This is a genomic window from Haloferax marinisediminis, from assembly GCF_009674585.1.
Taxonomy (GTDB): Archaea; Halobacteriota; Halobacteria; order Halobacteriales; family Haloferacaceae; genus Haloferax; species Haloferax marinisediminis.
In genome coordinates this window covers 1,837,547-1,863,089 of record NZ_WKJP01000001.1, presented here as the reverse complement: position 1 = coordinate 1,863,089, position 25,543 = coordinate 1,837,547, and the positions used below count along the sequence as shown (strand labels likewise).

Annotated in this window: 18 protein-coding genes; 10 read left to right on the top strand and 8 right to left on the bottom strand. The window is 63.5% G+C overall.

Translation table 11 applies throughout. The features are described 5' to 3' along the window. Positions 1-71 precede the first annotated feature (71 nt). From GJR98_RS09685 to GJR98_RS09665, 5 genes are all read right to left on the bottom strand, one after another. Entirely contained in the window at positions 72-800 is a 729-nt protein-coding gene (locus GJR98_RS09685; protein WP_225316392.1) for a hypothetical protein, read from the bottom strand. Positions 801-949: 149 nt separating this feature from the next. Further along, entirely contained in the window at positions 950-2,095 is a 1,146-nt protein-coding gene (locus GJR98_RS09680; RefSeq protein WP_151137746.1) for a pyridoxal phosphate-dependent aminotransferase, read from the bottom strand. 59 nt (positions 2,096-2,154) lie between these two features. Continuing rightward, positions 2,155-2,946, bottom strand: coding sequence for a helix-turn-helix transcriptional regulator (locus GJR98_RS09675; protein ID WP_151137743.1), 792 nt, complete (start codon positions 2,944-2,946; stop codon positions 2,155-2,157). Between the two features lie 235 nt (positions 2,947-3,181). After that, positions 3,182-3,658, bottom strand: coding sequence for a GIY-YIG nuclease family protein (locus GJR98_RS09670; protein ID WP_151137741.1), 477 nt, complete (start codon positions 3,656-3,658; stop codon positions 3,182-3,184). A gap of 21 nt (positions 3,659-3,679) precedes the next feature. Further along, positions 3,680-4,105 (bottom strand): DCC1-like thiol-disulfide oxidoreductase family protein, encoded by a 426-nt coding sequence (locus GJR98_RS09665; RefSeq protein ID WP_151137738.1) that lies wholly within the window; start codon positions 4,103-4,105, stop codon positions 3,680-3,682. Between the two features lie 106 nt (positions 4,106-4,211). Between GJR98_RS09665 and GJR98_RS09660 the strand changes: the two genes are divergently transcribed. From GJR98_RS09660 to GJR98_RS09620, 9 genes are all read left to right on the top strand, one after another. Further along, a complete protein-coding gene (locus tag GJR98_RS09660) occupies positions 4,212-6,542 on the top strand; it encodes a DEAD/DEAH box helicase (protein WP_151137736.1) in 2,331 nt (776 codons plus the stop codon). A gap of 106 nt (positions 6,543-6,648) precedes the next feature. Continuing rightward, positions 6,649-7,806: an alpha-1 4-glucan-protein synthase gene (locus tag GJR98_RS09655; RefSeq protein WP_151137733.1), complete on the top strand. Its 1,158-nt coding sequence runs from the start codon at positions 6,649-6,651 to the stop codon at positions 7,804-7,806. 76 nt (positions 7,807-7,882) lie between these two features. After that, positions 7,883-9,046, top strand: coding sequence for an iron ABC transporter substrate-binding protein (locus GJR98_RS09650; protein WP_151137731.1), 1,164 nt, complete (start codon positions 7,883-7,885; stop codon positions 9,044-9,046). A 12-nt stretch (positions 9,047-9,058) separates the two neighbouring features. Then, positions 9,059-10,654, top strand: coding sequence for an ABC transporter permease (locus GJR98_RS09645; RefSeq protein WP_151137728.1), 1,596 nt, complete (start codon positions 9,059-9,061; stop codon positions 10,652-10,654). Continuing rightward, a complete protein-coding gene (locus tag GJR98_RS09640) occupies positions 10,644-11,795 on the top strand; it encodes an ABC transporter ATP-binding protein (RefSeq protein ID WP_151137726.1) in 1,152 nt (383 codons plus the stop codon). The genes GJR98_RS09645 and GJR98_RS09640 overlap by 11 nt, the downstream gene beginning before the upstream one ends. Positions 11,796-11,797: 2 nt before the next feature. Then, the gene (locus GJR98_RS09635; protein ID WP_151137723.1) at positions 11,798-14,065 is read left to right on the top strand and encodes an ArnT family glycosyltransferase; all 2,268 of its coding nucleotides are present in this window, start codon (positions 11,798-11,800) and stop codon (positions 14,063-14,065) included. Positions 14,066-14,217: 152 nt separating this feature from the next. Beyond that, complete coding sequence (locus GJR98_RS09630) at positions 14,218-14,769, top strand: fasciclin domain-containing protein (protein WP_151137721.1); 552 nt, start codon at positions 14,218-14,220, stop codon at positions 14,767-14,769. A 173-nt stretch (positions 14,770-14,942) separates the two neighbouring features. After that, positions 14,943-15,110: a hypothetical protein gene (locus GJR98_RS09625; RefSeq protein ID WP_154269722.1), complete on the top strand. Its 168-nt coding sequence runs from the start codon at positions 14,943-14,945 to the stop codon at positions 15,108-15,110. A 6-nt stretch (positions 15,111-15,116) separates the two neighbouring features. Then, entirely contained in the window at positions 15,117-15,545 is a 429-nt protein-coding gene (locus GJR98_RS09620; protein WP_151137718.1) for a DoxX family protein, read from the top strand. Positions 15,546-15,557: 12 nt separating this feature from the next. Here the strand turns inward: GJR98_RS09620 and GJR98_RS09615 are convergent, their stop codons facing one another. From GJR98_RS09615 to malA, 3 genes are all read right to left on the bottom strand, one after another. Then, the gene (locus tag GJR98_RS09615; RefSeq protein WP_151137716.1) at positions 15,558-16,055 is read right to left on the bottom strand and encodes a redoxin domain-containing protein; all 498 of its coding nucleotides are present in this window, start codon (positions 16,053-16,055) and stop codon (positions 15,558-15,560) included. Between the two features lie 153 nt (positions 16,056-16,208). Beyond that, positions 16,209-18,638 (bottom strand): glucosylglycerol hydrolase, encoded by a 2,430-nt coding sequence (gene gghA / locus GJR98_RS09610; protein WP_151137714.1) that lies wholly within the window; start codon positions 18,636-18,638, stop codon positions 16,209-16,211. Positions 18,639-18,680: 42 nt separating this feature from the next. Then, positions 18,681-20,702 (bottom strand): alpha-amylase MalA, encoded by a 2,022-nt coding sequence (malA, locus tag GJR98_RS09605; protein WP_305037623.1) that lies wholly within the window; start codon positions 20,700-20,702, stop codon positions 18,681-18,683. A gap of 173 nt (positions 20,703-20,875) precedes the next feature. On the opposite strand from malA, the gene GJR98_RS09600 reads away from it, so the two are divergent. Then, entirely contained in the window at positions 20,876-25,411 is a 4,536-nt protein-coding gene (locus GJR98_RS09600; RefSeq protein ID WP_151137711.1) for a glycoside hydrolase family 15 protein, read from the top strand. Positions 25,412-25,543: the final 132 nt, after the last annotated feature.

The window sequence follows — 25,543 nt, the reverse complement described above, 5'->3', positions numbered from 1 at the left end:
CGAATCGGACTGGGCTGGTCCGTTCGACGGTCGTTTCTTCTTCGAGGCCGAATCTCGACGTTCGACACTCGTCACGCGTCGAGCAGTGCGGCCTCACGGGCGGTCGATTCGACACGGGTCTTGATTCCGAGCAGCATCCCGCGAGTCATCACGAACGTCACCGGGTCGAGCACTGCTTGACTCGCGAACTGGACGACCGGGTTCTGCGGGAGTCGAATCCGCGAACGGACGACGAGACGCGTCTCCGTCTCGGTCACGGGGTCGAGGACGAACGACCAGACCCACCACGGTGGTTGCGTCGGACTCTGGAGGACGAGCGCCTGTTCGGGGCTGAGTACCACGACTTCGAGTGTGGTGTCGGGGAACCGGTCAGGGTCACCGAGTCGAACGGTATCTCCGATGTCGAGGTCCTGATACTCGGGGATGAGTTCGTCGGCGTTGTGGATGTCGAGGCCGACGAGGTTCTCTGCCCACTCGTAACTGTAGAACCCACCTCGGCCTTGGCCGAGTTGCCGAAGCCACGGCCAGATTTCCTCTGGCGGCGCGTCGATACTGATGGCCATCGTCGACTCACCATCGGGTTCCGGTATCAGCGCATCACCGGGGAGCGGTCGCCGGGACTCGGCGGGTGTTGCGCCCCAGTTCAGCATTCGAGGCCTGATAACTGTCCAGTACGCGGCACCCACGAGGGCCACACCCGCAAGTTGGCCAACTCGGCGTAGGAAAGTCGGGGTCCGGGACGCCGGGGTCGAGGGTGCGTCGGAGTCGTCGGTTCGTCGTTCTTCAGAAGGGTCTGGCATCTCACTTCACCTCTCCCGAACTGACGTGGGGGAGCTACTTAGTCGAAGTTGGAGATTCCCGCGTTCTGAGACCTCTATCGGCGAATTCACAGACATCGAAGAAACTCACCTAGGCGAGAACGTGGTGCGCCTACAGGAGACCAGATACCTCAGTTCGACAGTTCGTCCAGCACGTCTCCGAACGCGTCGAGTCCGGCGGCCATCTCGTCTGGGGCACCGCCGAGTGCGATTCTGAACGACGCTGGCGCGTCGAAGAAGCGGCCGGGAACGACGAGCACACCTGCCTCCCACGCGGCATCGGCGACGTCGTCGCCATCGAGTTCGTCGTGCGAGAGGTACGCGAACGACCCGCCGGTGTGGATTCGGCCCGAAACCAGTGGCCGGTCAGAGACGAACGACGCCAGCAGTTCGTGATTCGCCGAAAGGTGCTCACGGGCCGCTGGTTCGAGTTCGGCTGCGTTGTGAAGGGCGCGGCGCGCGAGGTTCCGACTCGGGTGTGCGACCGTCGGGAAGTACATCGATGCGGACTGTGCCCGGTCGATGATGGCCGGGTCGCCGATTATCCATCCGATTCGAAGGCCGCCGAGGCCGTAGAACTTCGTCAACGACCCGGTAGTGACGACGTTCGAGAGACCTGCCGCAGTCACGCCGCCAAACGGACCGTCGCGGGCAGGGTCGACGTACGGCGCGTACACTTCGTCGACGAGGAGGTGGCCGCCAGCGTCGGAGGTGTGTTTCGCCAATTCAGCGAGTTCCGCACGCGAGGCGAGACGTCCCGACGGGTTGTGTCGGTTCGTGACGACAGCGTACGCGAACGACTCGGACGCTGCGGCTTCGACTCGATGCGGTTCGATATCGTAGTCGTACTCCGGCGGGCGGACGAATCGATCGACACGAGCGCCCAGTGCTTCGGGAACCGCACACAGCGGTTGGTACCCCGGTTTCTCGACGAGGACCTGTGGTCGTGGTTCGTCGTCGTCACCAGTCGCGTCTGTTTCGTCTTCATCCGCGTCGGCGTCGGTGGGAGCGTCGAGCAGCGCACACGCTGCGAGGAAGTTCGCACTCGACGCACCCGACGTGACCAGGACCCACGATTCGGGCACGCCGTACCGGGCTGCGAGTTGGCTTTCGAGTGTCTCGCCCTCGGGGTCGGGTAGCGAAGAGAGAACAGGCGGGACGATTGCGTCGTCGTCTTCGGCCACGCGAAGGTCGCTCGTCGCGAGGTCGAACGTCGCCTCCTCGGCGCGGTCAGAAATCCACTCCAGATACGGAATTCTAGGAAACGTCGTCGTCATTGGACCCTCTTCGATTCGGCTATCGTAAGTCGTTGGGGTGGCAGGCGGAACAGATGAGTTCACTCCTCGAACGTGGTCGAAGCGGGAAGTGGGTCTGCCATCGCCCACCAGCGGTCGATTTGTGAGTGTGCCCAGCAGACAGCGTCGGTGCTGTCGTTGTGAACGACACCGACGAGTCCGTCAGAACTGTATATCGAGAGGACTGCGACGGGCCCACTCGGTCGCTCGACGACGAGGAGACCGTACGGAAGCGACTCGATAGACCGAAGCGAGACGGATTCGATGGCGGAGAGTTCGGCGAGTTGTGGCCGATACTCGGTGACGAGTCGTTCGACCACTGCCTCCGTGACGACGAGTTGGACCGAGATGGTGTCGGTGGTGACACGTCGGTAGTACGCGTCGACCTGGGCGGGGAGCGCGGCCATTTTGCACCCGCGTACCGCCTTCGCGTCCTCGATAAACGACGTCAACCTGTTCAGTGGTTCCTCGTCGTCCGGGTCCGACGCGACGATAGCGTCACTTCCGTCCACCAGCACCGGGTCGAACGGTGCGTCGGGAGCGAGTGGCTCGAGTACATCGGCCGCCTCGCCAACGTCGTTCAGTTGGTCGACGAACCGAGTGTGAGTGCTGAGAGCCATTCGTCCGGAGAGTGTGAGTAACACGGTCCCACCGACAGTCTCGACGAAGCCAACGCGCTCTAACTCGTTGAGACCACGGTCGATAGTCGAGCGGGAGACTCCAAGTTCGGTGGCCAGGTCGGCCGGTGTCTGCGCTGCGTCGGCAACCGCGGCGAGCAACGCTGCTCGTGACCTGAGCACGTCGAACGCCTCTTCGAGGTCGAACCCACCCATATCAGTGGATGAGACATTCATGACACATAAATGAACGGTGCGGGTGGCCACAACGTATAAATAGCAGTTAGCTTTATATAGTTGTTTTCAGCTCATGACCGAGTTACCCGAGAGATGAAGTAAAGTGGTTAGACAGAGTACTACCTATCGCCGGGGTGCCTCTGACAACCGGCTACGCCGCCTCGACCGGGGTGCCCGGCCCGGTCTGGGCGGCAGAAGGGGGCGGGACCCCCCTTCACATTTTGCTTCGAAACGCTGACTCCACGAGCGACGTGGCCGTCTCGACGTCCTGAAACTGAGAGAGATGTGCTTCGCAGTCGCAGTCTGACGAACCGAATCCAGCGGCAGCGACCGACCCGAGCGCGGATGCAACTTCACATTCCACGTCGTCTCCAGTGACACAGACCACCCGAGAGAGTTCGACGTCGGGGTGGCCACCGAGGTAATCGACGTGCCAGTGGCGGGCGTCGTGTTCTCCGTGGGCGACACGGCGGTGTCTGAGCACACGGCGGAGTCCGCCAGCCCCGAAGGCACTTCCAACGTAGACGTACCCACCAGCGGAGAACGCGCACGCTCCGAGTGCTCCGACATCGATGGTCGTCGCTGGAACGGAGAAGACCAGCGCGTAGGTTCCGCGTGGTGAACGCGTGTCGAGGTCAAGAGGGTCGTCGTCGGTCCCGAGTGTTCCGGGGTCGAGCGAGTGAACGGTCACGAGTGTCGGAGGGGATGCCCGCTACGAAAGGGCGGCGGGTCGAGGTTCAGCGTTGGCAACGAGCGTGTCGAACTGTTCGAGAGCCGCTGGGTGCATCCGGTATCGACTGTGGACGTCGTCAGGGTCACGACCCCGACCACTTGCGACGCCGACGACGCGGGCAATCGTCTCGTAGTTGTCGCGGACGAGACTTCCGACGAGACCGGGCATCCCCGCTCTATCGGCGAGTTCCTTCGCGGCGGCGCGGCCCGCGTACACGTTCCCTTCGTGTCGGTCTGCGAGGACCATCGCGAAGGGAATCTCGTCGAACTGTTCGGCGAGAAACGCCTGTGCAGCGTCGTCGTACCACGAGATGGCCTCGACGTCGTCGAGACGCTTCAGCGCAGTCGCGGCCACAGAGCAGTATGGGCACTCGCCGTCGTAGATGAGTACGGCGTCCACGTCCATACATTCCGTCGGGACGCTGAGAACAAAAGCTGCACGGCGGTTGTGATGAGAGGCGTGGAGTCCGTCCCGGCGACAGCGTTAGGAGGACGAAGTCCGCAGAGGGCCTGTGGACGACCTCATCGAGTGGCTTCGAGACCGGCCGTACTACGACGGGCAGATTCAGTCGCACCGCCGGTTCGACGCCCGAGACCCCTCGTTTGCCGACCTCGACCTCGAACCCCGATTGGCGTCGGCCCTCGCAGACCGCGGCATCGACCGCCCCTACCAGCACCAAGCGGAGGCAGTCGACGCAGTTCGCAAGGGGGAGAACGTCGTCCTCGCGACGCGAACCGCGAGCGGAAAGAGCCTCGCGTACACGATTCCAGCGTTCGAGCGAGCAATGGACCACGGGGGTCGAACCCTCTACCTCGGTCCGCAGAACGCCCTCGTGTCTGACCAACTCGACACGCTCTCAGACCTCGCACACGGGTTGGGGTTCGGGAGCCGGGTCTCGGTCGACCAGTACACCGGTCGCCTCTCGAAGACCGAAAAGCGGGAGGTCAGAAAACGAATGCCGACGGTTCTCCTGTCGAATCCAGACATGCTCCACTACGCACTGCTCCCGCACGCGCACCGCCTGTGGGAGTGGTTCTTCTCGTCACTCGAGACGGTCGTCATCGACGAGGTTCACGGCTATCGCGGCGTGTTTGGGAGTCACGTTGCGCTCCTCCTCCGCCGCCTCAAGCGAGTCTGTGAACGGTTCGGGTCGGACCCGCAGTTCGTCTGCTGTTCGGCGACCATCGGCAACCCAGTCGAACACGCCGCGCGAATCACCGGCGAGGCCGAAACGTCGTTCACCCTCGTAGACGACGACACGAGCGGAACCGGTGAAACGCATTGGCTCCTGTGGAACCCGCCTGAGTACGAGAACCCAGACGCGGGTGGGTCGGGTCGTCGTCGCTCGGGCCACGTCGAGACGAAGAACCTGTTCGTGGACCTCGTCGCGCGCGGACATCAGACCCTCGCGTTCACTCGTGCTCGGCAGGCCGCCGAGCGATACGCGTCCGAGAGCGCGAGCGACCTCCGGAACCGAGGCGAACACGGTCTCGCCGGCGAAATTGCTGCCTACCAAGCCGCACTCACACACGACCGCCGGCGAGAGATAGAAGCAGGGCTCCACGACGGTGACATCAGTGGCGTCTGGAGTACCAACGCACTCGAACTCGGCGTCGACGTTGGCGGTCTCGACGTGGTTCTTATCGACGGCTATCCGGGGACCCGGATGTCGGCGTGGCAGCAAGCAGGCCGGGCCGGTCGAGGTGACAGACCCGCACTGGTTGTCCTCGTCGGTGGCGAGGACCAACTCGACCAGTACCTGATGAAACACCCCACAGAGTTCTTCGACGGTGACCCCGAGCGGGCGGTGTCCGACCCCGAAAACGACCACCTCATGCCAAGTCACGTCGCCTGTGCGGCGGCCGAAAACTGGCTCTCGACTGCGGACGACGCGTACTTCGGCACGTCGTTCCCGGGCGTCGTCTCCGACCTCGAAGAGGCGGGAACGCTGGCGCGACGGGATACTGAGAACGGCGTTCGGTGGACTCACGACGGCGACGAGAGTCCACAACACGCGATGAGTCTCCGGACCATCACCGACCGAGAGATTCGATTGATGGACTCGCGGAACAACGAGACCATCGCGAAACTCGCATTCGACGACGCACTCCGCGATGCCCACCCCGGCGCGGTATACCACCATCAGGGCCAGACCTACGAAGTCGCAGACTTGGATTTAGACCGTGACGTGGCCCGATTGCAACCGACGTGGGCGGACTACTACACGCGTGTGCTCCACGACAAGCACATCACCGTCGAGCGGGATATCGTGTCGAAACCACTGTCAGCACGTCCGGACGTGGAGGTTCGGTTCGCAGAGATTACGATGCGAAAACAGATTACGGGGTTCGAGCGACGCGACCCGAAGCGCGGATCGACGCTCGGCCAACAGTTGCTCGACCTCCCAGAGACGAGTCTTCGAACCAAAGCGCTGTACTTCACCGTCCCAAGCGACGTGGAGTCGGAGATGCGTGAGATGGGGGGCGAGTACGGTTTCAACGGCGGCATCCACGCCGCAGAACACGGGATGATTTCGCTGTTTCCGCTGACGCTCCTGTGTGACCGCGGCGACATCGGCGGCCTCTCGACACCCTACCACCCGCACACCGAGCAATCGACGATATTCATCTACGACGGTCATCCCGGCGGTGTCGGGTTGACCCGCGCGGGATACGACATCGTCGAGCGATTGATGCGACAGACGGCCGCACTCATCGACGACTGTGACTGCGAGGACGGCTGTCCATCGTGTGTGCAGTCACCGCAGTGCGGGAACGCGAACGACCCGCTGGCAAAAGAGACGGCGGTGACGTTGTTGGAGTCGTTGACCGGGAATCGTTGACGGGGAGTTATCGCAGCATATCGATTTCTCCCGAACCTTTCGGCTGTCTGAAGCGTTCTGTCGCGGACCAACAGGTATTTTTGGTCGGCCTAAATTCATACAGACGATGGAACCGGACATCTGCGTCGTCGTGCCGACCATCCGCGAGTACGAGTGCATGCGAGCGTACTTCGACAACGCCCGTGCACACGACTTCGACCTCGACCGCCTGTTCGTCCTCCTCGTGACCGAGGACTTCTGCGACACCGAGGGGATGGAAGCGATGCTCGACGACGAAGGCGTCGCTGGCGCCGTCTTCGACGAGTCGGCACGCGACGAATGGTACGCTGAACACGGAATCGACGAATTCTCGCACCTCGTTCCTGCGGCGAGTCACGCCCAGACGAGTTTCGGCCTCCTTTACATGTGGGCCCACCCCGAGTACGACTACGGCGTCTTCATCGACGACGATACACTGCCGCACGACGAGTGGGACTTCTTCGGCCGACACATGGAGAACCTCCACCGCGAGGGAGAAATCGAGTCTGTCTCGAGCGACGAGCAGTGGGTGAACGTCCTCTACCAGAACGCCGAGGAACACGGACTGTACCCGCGAGGGTACCCGTACTCGGCGATGGACGAGACCGTCGAGACGGGAACCCGTGAACTCCGTGACGTGGTCGCCTCACAGGGACTCTGGACCAACGTTCCCGACCTCGACGCCGTTCGCATCCTGATGGACGGTGACCTCGAAGGACAGGCGCAGACGCGGACCGACTTCGACGACTTCGACGGCGACTTCGTGGCCGAACCCGGCCAGTATCTCACCGTCTGTTCGATGAACCTCGCGTTCGAGCGCGAAGTCATCCCGGCGTTCTACCAGTTGCCGATGGACGACAACGAGTGGGAGGTCGGCCGATTCGACGACATCTGGTCGGGCGTCTTCCTCAAACGCGCCGCCGACGTGCTCGAAAAGGACATCGTGACGGGCTATCCGCTCTGTGAGCACAACAAGGCCGCACGGCCGACGTTCGACGACCTCAACAACGAGGTTCCGGGTCTCGAACTCAACGAACACCTCTGGGAAGTCGTCGACGCTGTCGGTGACGACGCCGACACCTACGCCGACGTGTTCGAGGCGATGGCCGACGCACTCGCCGACGGCGACTGGTCCGACTACCGAAACGGCGAGTTCTTCAACTACGTCGGGACGCACATGCAAGACTGGTTAGCCTGTCTAGACCAGTTGGCAGCGCCCCGTGCAGCAGTCCCTGCTGACGACTGAGCCCTCGGTCCCACCTTTCTCAAAGAGCGAGTCCAACCGGTAGATATAAATGGTTTAGGTCGACCTAAATCCATATATGCAAGACCACGACCGGGAGCCTCGCGGCCACGGTCGTCGCCGGTTCATCGCGGCGACGGCGGCACTTGGTCTCGGCTCACTCGCCGGCTGTACCGGACTTGGCGGCGAAGAAGAGACGACGACAGAAGCCGAAGGAGGCGAACCAGTCCAGCAGATTGGCTCGGGCCGCTCACCATTCGGCGACCGTGAGATAACCGGTGGCGTGTCGATTTCAGAGATGCCGGAGCTTTCGGGTGAACTTACGCTCTACTCTGGACGCGGTGAGGCGCTCGTCGGCGAACTCATCTCGTTCTTCGAAGAGTACTACGACGACTTCACGATTCGCCCACGGTACAACTCCGCGACCGAACTCGTCAACCAGATCCTGACCGAAGGTGAGAACAGTCCTGCCGACGTGTTCTTCTCGGTCAACGCGGGCTCACTCGGTGCCCTGAAAGACGAGGGTCGAACACAGTCGCTTCCGACGGACGTCCTCGACCTCGTCCGCGACGAGTTCCACGACCCCGACGGCCAGTGGACCGGGACCTCGGGCCGCGCCCGAACCGTTCCGTTCAACACCGACCAGTTCGCCGACTCGGACATCCCGGACGACATCATGGCGTTCCCGGAGACGGAAGCGTTCCGCGACAACATCGGGTGGGCACCGACCTACTCCTCCTTCCAGGCGTTCATCACCGCGATGCGCGTCCTCGAAGGTGAAGAAGCGACGAAAGAGTGGCTGCAGGGGATGCAAGACCTCGGTGTCACCGAGTTCAACGACGAGTTCCTCGTCTCGCAGGCCGTCGCCGACGGCGAAATCGGCGCTGGCTTCGCGAACCACTACTACATCCAGCGTATCCTCGCCGGCCGGTCCGAGGCACCGCTCGGGACTGCGTTTACTGCTGGCGACGCCGGGTCGATCTTCAACGTCGCCGGCGCACTCGTCCTCGACACTGCAGACGACTCAGACCTCGCGACCAACTTCGTCCGTCACCTGCTCTCTGCAGAAGCACAGGACTACTTCGCGCGGACGACCTTCGAGTACCCGCTCGTCTCGGGCGTCGACCCAATCGGCGAACTCCCGCCCATCGACGAGCTCAACCCCCCAGAAGGGCTCGACCTGACGCAACTGGCGGACCTGGAAGGAACCGTGCGACTCTTGCGTGAGGTGGGCGTGCTTTAGGGTGAATCACTGATGGCCACAGAACAGCAGACGAAGACCGGTGACGGCGAAGACCAGCAACCGCTCGGACTGACCGTCGCGAGCGCCGCCGTCGCTGCTGCCGTCATCGTCCCGCTGTTGTGGCTCGTCAAATCGGCACTCGACGTCGGATTCTCCGAAGCAGTCGCACTCGTCACCCGGCCAACGACAGTCGAAGTCTTCCTGAACAGTACGGTCCTCGTCGTCCTCGTGACGGCCGCGTGTGTCGCACTCGGTGTCCCGCTGGCGTATCTCACCGTTCGAACCGACCTCCCGTTCAAGCGATTTTGGACCATCATCATCGCGCTGCCGCTCGTCATTCCGAGCTACATCGGCGCGTTCGCGTTCGTCTCGGCGTTCGGCCCCCGTGGTGTGTTCCAGCGCTTGTTGGAACCGCTCGGTGTCGAATCACTTCCCGAAATCTACGGGCTACCCGGAGCCGTTTTAGTGCTGACGCTCTACACGTACCCGTACGTGTTCATCACCACCCGGGCCGCGCTGAAGTCGATGGACACCACGCTCATCGACGCTGCGCGGACCCTGAACCACACCCGCTGGGAGGCGTTCAAGCGGGTGACTATCCCACAGATTCGCCCCGCCGTCGCCGCTGGGGCACTGCTCGCGGCGCTCTACGCCCTGTCTGACTTCGGGACGCCCGCCATCATGAAGTTCGACGCGTTCACTCGCGTCATCTACGTGGAGTTCGGGTCGTTCGGTCGTGACACTGCGACGCTCCTGTCGCTCCAACTCGTCGCCGTGACGCTCCTCATCCTCACGCTCGAATCACAGATTCGCGGTGACGAACGCACCACGACCGGCGGCCGGTCGGGGAGCGTGATGCGCCTCGGACGCTGGAAGTACCCCGCAATCGGGTTCGCAGCTCTCGTCGCGGCAGTCGCCCTCGTCGTCCCGCTGGGCATCCTGCTCACGTGGTTCGCGGAAGGCGTCGCCGAGACGAGTCAGTCACTCGCGTTCCAGCCCGAGTACGCGTTCAACTCCGTGCTCGTCGCGGCCGCGACTGCCGGTGCAGCAACCGTCGCTGGCCTCCCCGTCGCGTACCTCGCCGCGCGTCACCCATCGCGGGTGAGTTCGGTGTTCGAGCGTTCCACCTACGTCGGCTACGCGGTTCCCGGGGTCGTCCTCGGACTCGCGCTGGTCTTCTTTGGCAGTTCGTACGCGACACCCATCTACCAGACGCTCTACCTGCTCGTCTTCGCCTACGTCATCCGCTTCCTCCCGCAAGCGGTCGGGTCGCTCCGTGCCTCGTTCCTTCGGGTCGACCCGGCGCTTCCGGAGGCAGCACGGACCCTCGGAGAGACGCCATCGGGGGCGTTCCGTCACGTGACGCTCCCCCTCGTCGCGCCCGGCCTGTTCGGCGGCGCGGCGCTGGTCTTCTTGACCACCATGAAAGAACTCCCGGCGACGCTTCTCCTGCGTCCGGCGGGGTTCAAAACGCTCGTGACGCACATCTGGACGGCCTACGCGGCAGGATACTTCGGGCAGGCAGCAGTGCCCGCGCTCATCCTGCTTTTCGTCTCGGGGCTGTCGATGCTCGTCATCATCACACAAGAGGGATACGATGTCAAATAGTACACTTTCGACCACCGAACGCTCGGACAACAAACAGATGCCGAACGCAGACACCAACACCGTCCTCGAACTCGACGGCGTCTCGAAGTCGTACGGAGCCGAGACGGTCATCGAAGAGCTATCGCTCGCCGTCGAAGAAGGCGAGATTCTCACGCTCCTCGGCCCGTCTGGGTGCGGCAAGACCACGACGCTTCGCCTCATCGCCGGCCTCGACCACCCGGACGGGGGCGAGATTCGGCTGAACGGGACTCCTGTCTCGGGCAATGGCTCGTTCACCGCACCCGAAGAACGCGGCGTCGGCGTCGTGTTCCAAGAGTTCGCACTGTTCCCGCACCTCACCGCCGCAGAGAACATCGCCTTCGGCCTGAAGGACCTCGACAAAGCCGAGCGCGACGCCCGCGTGCAGGAACTGCTCGACCTCGTGGGGCTCGAAACGCAGGGTGGGAGCTACCCGGACGAACTCTCCGGCGGGCAACAACAGCGGGTCGCCCTCGCCCGTTCGCTCGCGCCGGAACCAGCGATTCTGCTCCTCGACGAACCCTTCTCGAACCTCGACGTTGACCTCCGCGTCCAGATGCGCGAAGAGGTCCGCCGCATCCTCAAAGAAGCGGGCGTGACGGCCGTCTCGGTCACTCACGACCAAGAAGAGGCGATGTCTATCTCGGACCGGGTCGCCGTGATGAACGACGGTGACCTCGAACAGATTGGCGAACCCGAACAGGTCTTCCAACACCCCGAATCACGGTTCGTCGCTGGCTTCCTCGGCTACGCTGGTTTCCTCCCCGGCCACATCTCCGGCGACGTGGTAGAGACGGAACTCGGGTCGGTCACACGCGAGCAGATTCACGGCCTCGCACCCGAGTACGACGAGACCGACATCGATATTCTCGTCCGCCCGGACGACGTGTCCGCTCACGCGTGCGAAGGCGAAGGCCACGGTGAGGTCGTCGGCAAGCGCTATCTCGGGCCAACCATCCTCTACGAAGTCGCGCTCGATGGCGGCGACAACCTGCTGTGTATGCACAACCACGACGAGACGGTGCCGACCGATGGTCGCGTCGAAGTGACGCTCGACGCGGGTCACGAACTCGCGTGGTTCCCGCGCGAACAACGCCCCGAGACCGGTCTCTACTCGGACTGAGAATGGGTCGGCGCGGGTCCCGTATTCCAGATATCGACCGCAGTTTTCCCTTCGACTTCGACCTCCAGTTGGACTTCGACCGAACGCGAACGCGACGCCGAGCGGCCGCCCTCGTCATCTCACTGGTTGTCGGCCTCCTCGTGACGTGGCTCGCAGTGGACCTCTTTCCGTTCCACTCCGTCAACGACGACGAAGGCGTCTACCTCACACAGGCCGCGATGCTGTTGGAGGGCAAGCTGTTCCTCTATCCCGGTGCCCTCGCTGATGCGGTCAGACCGTGGTTCTTCGTCGTCGAAGAGACGACGAGCGCGCCCGGTGGGGTTCAGATGTACTCGAAGTACGGGCCCGTCGTTCCGGCCCTGTTCGCCCTCGGTCTCGCAGTCGGACTCCCGAACCTCGTCTTGGGTGCCGTCGCCGCCGCGAACGCAGGACTCGTCTACACACTCACGGCAGACGTGTTCGACCGTGAGACGGGTATCCTCGCTGCGGGACTCCTCGGAACTGCACCGCTGTTTCTCCTCACCTCGGCGACGTTCCTCGCGTACGCCCCCGCGACGATGCTCAACCTCGGGTTCGCCGTCTGCTACGTCAGGGCAGCGCGACGGGACTCCTCGGGGTACGCCGTCGTCGCCGGCGGCCTCGTCGGACTCGCATTCTTCGCACGACCCTACACGGCCGTCCTGTTCGCCCTCCCGTTCATCGTACACTCGCTGTGGGCGCTCACCAACGCGTGGCGAGGCGGGACGGGGTGGCCCGTCTTTCGGCGATACGTCGCCATCGCACTCCCCGGACTCGCCTTCGTCGGCCTGACGCTCGCGTACAACGCCGTCGTCACCGGCGACCCACTGCGATTCCCGTACATCGCGTTCGCCCCGCTCGACGGCATCGGATTCGGCCGCCGGGCGATACTCGGCTACGACATCGTCTTCACGCCCGCGCTGGGTGTCGAAACGAGCATCGAGGCGCTCAGGTTGCTCGTGACTCGCTGGGGGCCGATGGGGTGGCTTGGAACCGTCGCCGCTGTCGTCGGCGTCGGTCTCACGGCCCAACGATGGTGGCGGCACCAGACCGGCCGAAAGCTCCGTGGGAGCGACAGACGACGCTATCACGGCCTCGGCGGGCGCAAGCGAGCGTTCGTCGAACTGTCGGACGACGCGCTCGCCTCGATTCTCGTCGGCGTCTTCGTCTCCGTGTTCGTCGGCAACGCCTTCTTCTGGGGGACCCACAACGGACTCCGAAACGGTCTCATCGACCTGCTCGGTCCGTTCTACCACTTCGACGCGCTCGTCCCACTCGCCGCCTTCGGGGCGGCCGGAATCGTCGGGGTGGTTCGGGTGCTTCGCCGTTTCGCCCACGACAGATTTTCCGCATCCGAGGCCCGCGGCGTCGTCTTCTCGGTGCTTCTCGTCTCCGCACTCGTCGCCGGTGGCGTCACCCTCGACGCGGCGGGCGACCCGTACGACGAGAACCGCCTCCGTACCGAAAATCTCGCTGGGACGTACGAACCGCTCCTCGACGCGGGGTTCGAAGACCCACCACTTTCGCCGTCTGTCCCGAAGGTCGGTGCCGGGAAGGCGAACGACTCGAAGGCGCTGGTGTTCCACCCCGACCCATACGGTGACTGGTCCGCCCACCCGTTCCAGACCCTCCGCAACGACCCGGGATTCGACGGGCCAGTCCTCTACGCTATCGACGACGGTGCCGAACAGGACTTCACCGTCCTCGACGCGACGAACCGGACACCGTATCGGTTTACCTACCGTGGCTCGTGGACCGGTGCGGTCGAGCCGGTCGACCCAGAGCTGACCCGCCTTCGCGTGCTGGAGAGTGACCGAGTCGATGCGACGACGACTCTCGGTGTGCCCGAGGGGAGCAACACCGTCTCTGTCCGGGTCGAATCGGGCGACGAGTACGCGCGATACGACGTCCCGATGGCCGAGGACCACACCGTCGAGTGGGACATCACATCTGAGGGCGTCAGTGTGACGAACTATCCGCGTGCTGCCGGTCCCGACCGAGTTCCGATTCCCGATGGGGCGAGTGAAGTCGCCCTCCTCGTCACCTACGTCGGCGACTTCGGTGAGACGGTGACGTATCGGCAGACCGTCTCGGTAGAACGGAGTGGTGGCGACGTTCGCGTCATCTGGCCGCCAGAGACGCGTGTCTGCCGACTCACGACCGACTGTGGAACCGAAAGTGAATGGGTCGGTCCCGACGGCGAGTATCTGCCGGGCGTGGCGGTGGAGACGAACGCGACTGCAGCGAACTGAGCGGCAGTTGCCCCGTCTGGATGGGTTGCTCAGAACAATATTGAAAAACTGAACATCTGCATTAGAAGACGTTTAACTGCCGATTCCAGAGGAATCTACTAACTAGTAAGGTACATAACTTAATTCGGAAAGCAACATTCTCCTGTTCGAATATGACGTTCAATCCAGACCGGCGGCAAGCACTGAAGACGATCGGCGGCGCGGGACTACTGCTCGCAGGTGGAGCAGGTGTGGCGAGCGCGAAACCACCTCGTGACGGGCCCACTATCGTAGACATCGCGTCAGGCGACGACCGGTTCGATATTCTCGTCGCGGCAGTCGTCGCCGCCGGGCTCGACGGCGCTCTCAGTGGCAACCGACAGCTAACAGTGCTCGCCCCGACTGACGATGCGTTCGTGGCCCTCTTCAGCGAACTAGCTGGGGTCGAACTGACCGAAGAAGACGTTCTCGACGCTATCGAAACCGGAAACCTGCCCGCTGGCTTGACCATCGACGACGTTGCGAGTATCCTCCTTTACCACGTCGTTCCCGGCCGGCGCAAGGAGAAGTCCGTCGTGCGGGTGCCGAAACTGCCCACGCTGAACGGCGCGAAAATCGCCGTCGATGGGACCGAACTGAACGACGGGCAAGCAGACATCGTCATTACGGATATCACGGCGTCGAACGGCGTCATCCACGCCCTCAACGGCGTGCTGCTGCCCTAATCCTCCACTAACCCTGCACCCGATTTTTTATTCGTCCGACCACCACGAGTGGGCCGCTACAGACAAGCACCTGCTGAATGACGACAGTGTGTGGAGCAGAAAAAACGGACCGAGCGTCGAGAGGCCGAGTACATCGCAGGAGCGCGCGCGGTCGACAATCACTGGAGTCCCACGTGAGCGTCGTTACCCGCGAGCGACTCGTCGGCCTGCTCGTCGCTATCGTCGTCGCCGAGATACTCTTCTTGGTCGCGCCGTCAGGTCCAGCGTACTCGATTCCGATTCTGGTCGGGAGCGTTGCGCTCGGGTTGTGGGCCGGTCGAGTGTTGGAACAGCGAGTGTGAGATGAGATGAGTACGGAAATCACTACCACGTTGGCCCGATTCAAGCGCCCGCTCTGCTACGTGATGGGTGCACTCTACATCGTCGCGGGAGTGATGCACTTCGTCGTTCCTGACGCGTACGTCCAAATCGTTCCGCCGGCGTTTCCGCGTGCACTCGAACTCGTCTATCTCTCTGGAGTCGCGGAAGTCGCCCTCGGCATCGGTGTGTTGCTTCCGCAGACTCGACGTATCGCGGCGTGGGGACTCGTTGCACTGCTGATTGCCATCTTTCCGGCGAACGTCTACATGGCGACCAGCGGCGTCGTTCTCACTGGTGTCCCTGAATTCGTGCAAAATCCCTCTGCGACGGCTCGCTGGGCACGCCTCCCGCTGCAAGTGGTGCTCATTCTGTGGGCGTGGTGGTACACGCGGCCGGCACCCGGTGACGAAGCCTGAACGTCGGACGAGTTACACGGAGACAGTCTCGGCGACTGCGTCGTACACCGCATCGATGGCCGCGCCGAAGTCGGTCTTCCCCTCGCCTTCGACCCATCGGTACGTCACGGTCCCCGTCGAATCGAGGACGAAGATACTCCGCTTGGCGACCTCGAAGAGGCCGTACATATCGGGGAGCACGACACCGTAGTCGTGGATGACCTCGTGTCTCCAGTCAGAGAGCATGGGGAAGTTGAGTTCCTCTTGCTGGATGAAGATGTTCAGTGCCGGCGGGAGGTCCACGCTGATGCCGTAGACCTTCGCGTCGAGTCCCTCGAACCGGTGCATCGAATCGCGGAACGTACACATCTCGGTCGTACACCCGCTGGTGAACGCCGCCGGGATGAACGCCAAGACGATGGGGCCGTCGCCGAGTGCTTCACTGAGCGTGAACGAACTGATGTCGTTGTACACTTCGCCGCCTGCAATCGGGACGGAGAAATCTGGTGCGCTGTCGCCAACGTCGAGCATGTCTCTCGAATACGGAGGCCGGTGAGTAAACCATTCCCCCGACTGCCAGCGATGCGTCCCAGCGAAGAGCCTGCACCAGTGGCTCGCGTACACAGGTTTATCACCCAAAACGGGACCAGCACCGAGTATGAGACGAAAGCGAAGTGCGACCCGTTAGGGTTCGCGCCGCCAGACGATTGCCTGGCCGTTGTCGAGTGCGACGTCGGTCGAGTCCTCGACGCCGGGTGCGACGAGCGCTGGTTCCCATCCGTCGGTCGGGATGTCGGGAGCGTTCGCGTCCTCGGCGGCGTCTTCGGCGAGATACTCGGGCGAGACGTCCACTGGGACGCCCTCCATGTTCGCGGCGAACAGGAGTTGTTCGTCACCGTCGGGTGAGTTCCGGAACCCGTAGTAGAGGACCGTCCCGTCGGTCGGGTGTCGGTAGCTGAAGTAGTCCTCGTCCTCGTCGAGGTCGGCGAGGAGCCACGGGCGGTCGTGGCGGAACTCTCTCGTCTGGAGACGGTACGCCGACCGCTCGTCGTCCTGTGCGTCGTGCCAGTAACTCAGGTTGGCGAAGTCGTCGATGTCGCGCATCCACGCGTAGCCGTAGGCTTCGAGGTCCTGAGCCGAGAGGTCGTCGCCGAGCGGTTGGTCCATCGCCGAGAGCATGTCGGCCATCACGTCGAGGTCGTAGTCGGTCGCGCCGACTGCCGACGAGAGGGCGTTCATGAACGTCAGGAGTTCCTCGCGTGACTCGAAGCCGAGGTCTTTCACACGGTGGAAGAACCGGTCGTCTTCGAAGTCTTCGTCGCGGACCTGCCAGTAGAGGAACTTCGACTCGTCGGAGACGACTTTGACGTTCCACGTCGGGTCAGTGTCGCGGATGAAGCCCCACGGGGCGCGCATGTTGGCGTGGACGAAGTCCATCGGAACGCCCGGCAGGAAGCAGTGGAACAGCATCGACGACGCGGCGTTGTCGTAGGCTTCGTCGAGGGTCTCGGGGTAGTCCTCTCCCAAGTAGGGGTTGACCGGCGACTGGTTGAACTCGACCGTCGGGTCGATTTGGGTTCCTCTTCGCACCGTGTCGTGGTTGGCGACGCCAGTCAACCAGTTCCCACCGAACTCACCGACTTCGCGGACGCGCCACCACTTGGTCGCCCAGAAGGTGAGCAACGCGGGCGTGTTGTGCGCGAAGGTGATGGGTGACCACTGGAACGAGTGGGGGTGTTGTTCGATGAGCGCGCGGTACGACGACGCGAGCTCCCAGTCCTCACGTGGCCACGGCCGACCGTCTTCGTAGACCATCCACGGGCGATACTCGGTGCCGGCGACTTCCTGCACGACGCGGTCCATCTCCGCGAGGAAGTCGTCGTCGTGGTACATCTCACCCGTCTCGGGGTCGTAGGAGGTGAAGTCCTGTGCGCCGTCGACGCGGATACCGTCGGCACCGAAGTCCATCTTGCGGCGCTGCATCTCGAGGAAGACGGCGCGTGCCGTGGGTTCGGTGTAATCGAGGTGCTTGCCGTACATCCCCGGGCCGAGGATGTAGCGGTCGTTGAGGAGTTCCGCACCTCGGTCGTCGGCGTGGCCGAGTGCCACGTCGAAGACGACCTTGATTGGTCGCGGCAGGTCGTGGCAGGCGGCGATGAAGTCGACGAGTTCGTCCGGACGACCGGATTCGAGAATCGCCGGATTCGGCGCGGAGAAGGCGCTGACGACGATGTCGTAGCCCCAGTTTATCATGTCGGGGCGGGCGATTTCGACGGTGACTTCGTCGTTCGTCTCAGATTCGACCGACCAGAAGTCGTGTTCCTCTTCGTTCTCGGTCAGCGGTTCGACAGGCATCACCTGAATGCCGTCGTAGCCAGCGAACGCGCGCTCCCACGGTTCGAGGGCCTCGTCGGCACGCTGTTTCTCGGCGATGTCTTCGTACACTTCGGCGAGCCCGGCGAGCGACCCGCGTTCGGTGGCGGTGCCGGGGTGAATCTCCAGCATGCTCGTCGCGGGGTCGATGCGCGGGAGGCCGTCGTCTTCGGTCGTCGAGACGGGTTCGTCGTCGGTGCCGAGCGCTTCGAAGTACTCGCGGTCGGCGCGCGTCTCGTCGAGGACAGTCACGTCGTACACTTCGGCAGGTGCGAACGGGCCGAACGGAACCGAGTACGAGACTGGGTCCTGAATCGTGTGTTCTTCGCCGTCCTCGTCCTCGTAGACGAGTTGGTAGAGCGACCCGAGGGTCTCTCGCGTGCCTGCGCGGACGCCTTCGACGACTGCCCAGTGGTAGTCGCCGGCGCGTTCCATCGAGATTCGGTCGCGTTCGAACGAGACTTCCCGGTGGTCTGTGTCACTGGGGTCGACATCCGCCGGCGGAGTCAACAGTTCGAGTTCGACCGCGTCTTCGGGAATCTCGTCTTCGACGAGTTCGGGCGTCCAGAACCCGAACTCGACGGCAGCACCGTCTTGGGAGACGTGCGCGCCGAGTCGTTCTGACAGTTCTTTCGCGGCCTCGAAGGTGTCGTCGTGGTTCGAAACGACCGTCTCGTACCACGAGACGAGGTCGTCCGTGCGGTCGGTCAGGAGTGTCGGGGTGCCATATTTCGTGCTCATCGTGAGTTGTCAGACAGTTTACTGAAAGTGGGTAGCGAGCGCTTACGCGAGGGGACAGATTGCGACGTCGTCGACGCGGATACCGCCCTCAGCGGCGACAGAGTCGCCAGAGACGATGTCGGTCGCCTCGACGGCGAGGTCACCAACGTCGATGGTGACGGGGTCGTCACCGAAGTTCAGGACACAGAGGTACGAGCCTTCGTCGTGGTCGCGGACGAACGCGACAGCACGGTCAGAGTCCGCTTCGTAGTCGATGCGGCGGAACTCGCTCCCGCTGTTCCGGAGCGCGGGCGTCTCGTTGCGGACCTCGATGAGGCGCTCGTAGTGGTCGCGGATGTCGTCACGGGCGTGCTTCCACGCGAGTGCGTCACGACGGCCGCGCTGGCCAATCTCTTGGCCACCGTAGACCATCGGCACGCCGGGGAGCGTGAAGAGTGCGCCTGCGGCGGCCATCGCTTCGGACTCGCCGCACTCGACGATGTACCGCGTTTCGTCGTGGTTTTCGAGGTAGAGCATGAACGCCGCGTGGTCGGGGAACCCGACTTCGGTCCGCTGGTCGATGGCGTCGAGGATTCGTTCGGCGGGTTCGTCGCCGCGACCGACTTGCCGGAGCGTGAAGTACAGCGTCGTATCGAAGTGCATGTCGAACATGCCCTCGTGGAAGTCGGCGATGTACGGGATGGTCTCGTCGAGGAGCAGGAACTCGGGGTCTTTCGCCTTGACGCGGTCGTGGACCTCCTGCCAGAAGGTGTCGGGGACGGCCCACGCCATGTCGCAGCGGAATCCGTCCACGACGTCGGCCCACATGTCGACGGCGTCGAGGAGGTAGCGTCGAACCTCGAGGTTTCGGTGGTCGAAGTTGGCGATGTACTCCCAGTCGAAGTACGTGCCCGGTTCGCCGCTGTCTTGCCACTCGTACCAGTCGTAGTACTCCGAGTCGGGGTTCTTGTACGCGTCTTTGAAGAACGGATGTTCGCGCGCAGAGTGGTTGAGGACGAGGTCGAAGAGCACCTTCATCCCGTGGTCGTGGGCGGCCTCGACGAACTGCTCGTAGTCCTCTCGGGAGCCGAGGTCCTCCGCGATTGAGTAGAAGTCCACGATGTTGTAGCCGTGGGGTGCGTGGTCGTTCTGGAGGACGGGCGTCAACCAGAGACAGTCGACGCCGAGGGATTCGAGGTAGTCGAGTCGTTTTTCGAGTGCCTCGAACGTGTTGTCGGCCTCGTCGTCGTCGGAGGCGTAGCCACGGACGTAAATCTCGTAGAGCGTGACCTCTTGGGCCCACTTCGGGGGGTCGTTCGGGCGCGAGACCGACACAGGCTGTGCGCCGGACCCGTCGGTGTGACTCGCGGGTTCGGACTCGGTCTCTGTGAGCCCACCGTCGGTCAGCGCGTCGCGCTCGACGGTCACAGCGTCGGGGACGCTGTACGTCTCGTCGATAGCGACGGCGTGGACGCGGAGGCGGTCACCGATTGCCGACAGCGGAACACGGAGTTCCCACCCTTCGGTCTCGACTGCGGAGTCGTCGATATCGTCGCGGTCGTCGACGACGAACTCGACGACGAGGTCGTCACGGTCGGTGGTACTGTTCGGGTTGGGTTGCGGGTCGGCGCGGACGACGACGACGTCGTCTTCGACGGTGGCGTCGAGACGGATTCGAGGTCGGCCACCCTCACCGCGCTGGGCCTCACCGGCGCCGCTGCCGGAGCCAGAGGCACCGCCGCTGAACTGCGTCGGCCGGGCAGAACCGCTCTGGCCGCTGTAGCCGCTGTATCCGCTCATCCCACTGGCACCGCTTCGAACGGAGCCTGCGGGGAGATACGAGCCGGGGAACACGCGGATGGTCAGCGTGTGGGTTCCATCGGGTGCTTCGAGTTCGAGGACGTAGTTACCTGCGGCGTCTGGGTCGAACTGGACGACTGCCTCGTCGTCGGGGAGTTCGAGGCTACTGGCGACGGGGGCACTTCGTACGTGCCACGTGTACGCGCCATCGGGTTCGGGGTCTCGCGGTGCGAGCTGGACTGACTCACCGACAGCCATGAACTGCGGCGGTCCTGGGTGATGCATACCTACAGTGAACATGCCGGGTGACTTTGTATTTACTCCTGTGAGAATAATTGTTCTAGACTGTGAAGGCCCCTATCGCGTCGTGGCGGAGGCCATGGAATTTTACTAAGAGTAGAGGTAATAAGGGGTGGTGAGCGGCCAATACTTATGTTCCGGGACCAACGTCTACCTCTATGCGACTTCGGACCGCGTTAAACGAATTCAAGCGTGACCGGGGCGGGCGCTTCCCGGAGGAGTGCCAAACCTCGGATGGCGCGTTTTCGGGCCATGGGGACCGACTCGTCTTCGTCGGTCTCAACGGGTCTCTCCGCGATTACTCGTCCTCACTCTCTGGCCTCTACGGCATCGACAGGTCTCGATTCGGCATCGAGACGAACGGTGAAACACACTGGTTCGACGAACTCGACTCTGTTCGGCAACACTACTACCGAGAGACGAGTCTCGTCGAGACCGAGTACGACGCCGGTGAGTACACCGTCCACCAGTACGACCTGACGCTCGGCCGCGCCCACGTGACACACGTAGAACTCCGTGGTGCAATTCCAACGGATGCGCACCTGACCGCCTTCCTCACCCTCGCACCCGAAGGGCGCGAGACGCAGGTCGGCCGCCTCATCCACGAAGAAGGTGGCCCGAACGGAACACAGGCCGTCGAAGTGTTCCACAGAGACGAACACGACTACGTCACCGCATCGACCGGCCTCGACGACGTCAGAGGGCAGATTCCCGAACGATTCGACGAGATGCTCTCCGACGACGTGTTCGACTTCCCGCGCGAAGCGGTGCTCGAACGCTACGAGGACACACACCTCTCTGGAGACGTCGTCGTCAGTGCCCCTCTCGAACACGAAGGGCGAGCAGCACGGACGACACTCGTCACCCAGCTGTCCAACCACAGTGAAGTCGAGCGTTCGGACGCACTCGCCGACCTGCAGCACTGTGCGCTCCAGCACGCCACCGCCGACAAACTCCGCACCGCCGCGCGCGAACAAGCAGAGGTGTACGTCCCCGAGGGGACCCCCCGTGAACGAATCGTCCGTTCCGACCTCCGCGCGCTCTCACTCCTGACCGCACCCAGCGGTGCGCGCATCGCTGGCCCCGAGTTCGACCCATTCTACGCACACTCCGGTGGATACGGCTACACGTGGTTCCGCGACGACGCGGAAGTCTCGATGGCACTCGCGCACGCGGACGACGCGTTCAACCTCGAACTCTCTGACCGACTCTCGACGAGCGCCGAGTTCTACTGTTCTACACAATCCGAAGACGGCACGTGGCCACACCGTGTCTGGGCCGTCGACGGAAGCATCGCGCCCGGCTGGGCGCACGGACGTGTCGAAGGCGCGGGCGACGGCGAATATCAAGCCGACCAGACCGCGAGCGTCTTGGCGTACCTCGCTACGCTCCTCACCGAGCGACGCGACGAACTCGACGACGAACTCGTCGGTCGTATCCGCTCGACCATCACCACGGGCATCTCCGGACTCGACAGCAGTCTCGAAGACGACGGTCTTCCGACGGTCTGTCAGAACGCGTGGGAGAACATGGCCGGTCGGTTCACCCACACGGCCGCGACGTTCCTGCACGCGTACTCGGCCGTCGCCGCCGCCCCACTCAACGATGAGTTGCGCGAGCACGCCCGCGAACAGGCGACCGCCGTGTACGACGGACTCGACGAACTCTGGTCTGAAGAGCGAGAAATCTACGCCCTCCGACTGGGCCCACACGGCGAACTCGACGACCGACTCGACTCGGCCACCTTCGCGCTCGTCGACGCCGTCGACGCCTACGCCGACATCGAAGAGGTCGACTCCAAGACCGCGAACCGACTCGTCAAGCATATGGCGGCGACGCTGAAGGGACTGTACCGGAACCCCCGCGGTGACGTGGCGGGTCTCGTCCGATTCGAGGACGACTACTGGCGCGCCGGCGACCAGGACGGCGAAAAGGTGTGGTCCGTCTCTACGTCGTGGGGCGCCAACGCTGCTGCGAAGTTCGGGATTCTCTGCGACCGACTCGGCAAAGATGGACGCCGGTTCGTCGAACGAGCGACCAATCTGTACGAACTCATCCAGCCAGACGGGCCGTTCTCGACGGACGCTGGCTATCTCGCCGAACAGGTGTTCGACGACGGGACGTTCGACAGCGCGGTGCCCCTCGGGTGGCCGCACGCGATTCGGATGGAGACGACGGCCATCCTCGCGGAAATCGACGCACTCCCGGCACCGAAACCTGCGCCGACAGGCCCCGAAAACCGCCCACGCTGGACGACCGGCGAGAAGTACGGTATCGGAACTGTCGCCGACCACGGGTCTGACGACCCGTCGCGTCTCTGGTACACACTCACCGAAGGCGCACTCACCGAAGTTCGCTTCCCACGGGTCGACCTGATGAACCTCCGGACGCTCGACTTCCTCGTCGTCGACGCCGACCCGAAGGCGGAGTACACCGCGCGAACGCACAACGAGACTCGGCGCGACGACCACGCCGACACGGTCGAGCGACGGGCCGAAATCGTCGAAGAAGACGCGCTCATCTTCCGTCACGTCATCACTGAGACGGGCGACGGTCGGGGGCACGAGTGGGAACTCGTCGTCGAGTACACCATCGACCCCGAACACGACGCGATGCTCGCAGACGTGCAGTTCGAATCGCTCGACGGCGGCGAGTACGAGCTGTACACTGTCGCCGACACGGCGCTCGCCAACACCGGCACGAAAGACCGAGGCATCCGTCTCGGCCAGCTCGGAAGCTATCACCTCGTCGCTCGTGACGCCGGTGCGTTCGACGCCGGTGAGGGACGCGACACGCTCCTCATCGACGAGAACGGCCGCGAGTACAGCGTCGCAATCGCGCTCACGACTGCGGGTCGATTCGAGTGGGCGACCGTCGGCGTCGCCGGGTCGAGGTACCTCGCGGAGTTCTTCTCTAAGGGCGAACTGCCGGCCCCACAAGAGCGCATCGACGACGAAAACGTCGTCCTCGTCGGGCGAATCGGAACCGGTGACGACCTCTCTGAGACGTTGGCACTCGGCTTCGCCGAACACGCCGACACCGCCGCCGCACTCGGTGAAGCAGCCGGGGCACTCACCCGTGGCTACGAGACGGTTCGAGGCGCCTACTCCGACTCGTGGGAGGAGTTCCTCTCGGACAAAGAACTCCCCTCGTCGGTCACCAGCCACTCGGACCTCACCGCACAGTACAAGACGTGTCTGATGAGTCTCCGGGCGGTCGAAGACAAGACCTACCTCGGAGCAGGCATCGCGTCGCCGTCGGTTCCGTGGGGCGAAGTCGTCCCCGCAGAGGAGTCGAAAGGCTACGGCTACAACTTCGTCTGGTCGCGTGACCTCTATCAGGTCTTCACCGTCTTCGAGGCCGTCGGCGACATCGAGACGTCCATCGACGCGCTGGAGTACATCTACACGCACCAGCAAGACGACCGAGGCTTCATCCCGCAGAACACCTACCTCAACGGCCGGACCCGCTGGGGTGGCGAGCAGATGGACAACATCTCCTTCCCGCAGGTGATGGCCTACATGCTCAAACAACACGGTGTGACGTTCGACGACGTCGACTACGACTACGTCAACGTCAAGCGCTCTGCCGACTACGTCGCGCGGAACGGACCGCCGACCGCACAGGAGCGCTGGGAAGAAGAAGCCGGCTACTCTCCGTCGTCGATCGCGGCCGAGATTGCAGGCCTCGCCTGCGCCGCCGCCGTCGCACTCGACGAAGGGCACGAAGAAGACGCGCTCGTCTGGCTCGCCCTCGCAGACGACTGGACCGAGCGTGTCGACGATTGGACGGCGACCCGAACGGGAACCGACCGACACACGAACACGCCGTACTACGTCCGCATCACCCGTGACGGCGAACCTGACGCCGGTCACCTCCGAACGCTCGCGAACAACGGTCCGACGCTGGACGAGCGCGAGATTATCGACGGCGGATTCCTCGAACTGACCCGTCTCGGCATCAAATCGGCCAACGACGAGATTATCCGCAACTCGCTCGAGGAAGCCGACGAGACGATTCGCGTCGACACCCCGCACGGCCCGGCGTTCTACCGGTACAACGGTGACGGCTACGGCGAACGCGAACGCGACGAGGAGGGTGCACCGTGGTCCATCGACGCCAAAGGGAAGGGACGCCTCTGGCCCATCTTCACCGGCGAGCGCGCCGAGTACGAACTCATCGCCGGCACCGAAGACGGCGAACTCGCGCCGGCGAACTTGCTCCGGACGATGGCGGCGTTCTCCAACTCTGGACGGATGCTCGCCGAGCAAGTCTGGGACCGCGAACACTCGACGGCGTTCAACTGGGAGTTCGGCGAAGGGACCGGCAGTGCGACGCCGCTAGCGTGGTCGATGGCACAGTTCGTCCGCCTCGCACACGGCGTCGACGCCGGCGAACCCGTCGAAACACCCGCGTTCGTCCGTGACCGGTACGTCGAACGTGACCGGCCGTCTGGGCCGAGCCTTCGTGTGAGCACGCGCTTCAAAGGCGACAAACTCGTCGTCTCCGGACAGACCGACGCAGCCATCGTCGCGGTCAAGACGCCCGGTGAGACGACGCTCGTCGAACCGAAGAAAGAGACGTTCGAAGTCGAAGTCGCCATCGAGTACGGTGAGAATCAGGTGACCGTCGCCGCTGCGACGCACACCGACCTGACGAAAGCCGGAACGACCGTCTCGCGGTTCACGCTCTAAGCGTACCGAATCGCGCGAGGAGTCCACACCCCAGAATCGTTCGGGTGCACCGTGGCCCACTTCGGCCGCACCTGTTCCCCGGCAGGTCGTGCGAGACGGCTACCCGACTCCTCGACTGTTTTTTCTATTGGT

Coding starts and splice junctions, on each gene's coding strand:
- GJR98_RS09685 (WP_225316392.1), bottom strand. CDS start 800: ATGCCAGACCCTTCTGAAGAACGACGAACCGACGACTCCGACGCACCC.
- GJR98_RS09680 (WP_151137746.1), bottom strand. CDS start 2,095: ATGACGACGACGTTTCCTAGAATTCCGTATCTGGAGTGGATTTCTGAC.
- GJR98_RS09675 (WP_151137743.1), bottom strand. CDS start 2,946: ATGGGTGGGTTCGACCTCGAAGAGGCGTTCGACGTGCTCAGGTCACGA.
- GJR98_RS09665 (WP_151137738.1), bottom strand. CDS start 4,105: ATGGACGTGGACGCCGTACTCATCTACGACGGCGAGTGCCCATACTGC.
- GJR98_RS09655 (WP_151137733.1), top strand. CDS start 6,649: ATGGAACCGGACATCTGCGTCGTCGTGCCGACCATCCGCGAGTACGAG.
- GJR98_RS09650 (WP_151137731.1), top strand. CDS start 7,883: ATGCAAGACCACGACCGGGAGCCTCGCGGCCACGGTCGTCGCCGGTTC.
- GJR98_RS09645 (WP_151137728.1), top strand. CDS start 9,059: ATGGCCACAGAACAGCAGACGAAGACCGGTGACGGCGAAGACCAGCAA.
- GJR98_RS09640 (WP_151137726.1), top strand. CDS start 10,644: ATGTCAAATAGTACACTTTCGACCACCGAACGCTCGGACAACAAACAG.
- GJR98_RS09635 (WP_151137723.1), top strand. CDS start 11,798: ATGGGTCGGCGCGGGTCCCGTATTCCAGATATCGACCGCAGTTTTCCC.
- GJR98_RS09630 (WP_151137721.1), top strand. CDS start 14,218: ATGACGTTCAATCCAGACCGGCGGCAAGCACTGAAGACGATCGGCGGC.
- GJR98_RS09620 (WP_151137718.1), top strand. CDS start 15,117: ATGAGTACGGAAATCACTACCACGTTGGCCCGATTCAAGCGCCCGCTC.
- GJR98_RS09615 (WP_151137716.1), bottom strand. CDS start 16,055: ATGCTCGACGTTGGCGACAGCGCACCAGATTTCTCCGTCCCGATTGCA.
- gghA (WP_151137714.1), bottom strand. CDS start 18,638: ATGAGCACGAAATATGGCACCCCGACACTCCTGACCGACCGCACGGAC.
- malA (WP_305037623.1), bottom strand. CDS start 20,702: ATGCATCACCCAGGACCGCCGCAGTTCATGGCTGTCGGTGAGTCAGTC.
- GJR98_RS09600 (WP_151137711.1), top strand. CDS start 20,876: ATGCGACTTCGGACCGCGTTAAACGAATTCAAGCGTGACCGGGGCGGG.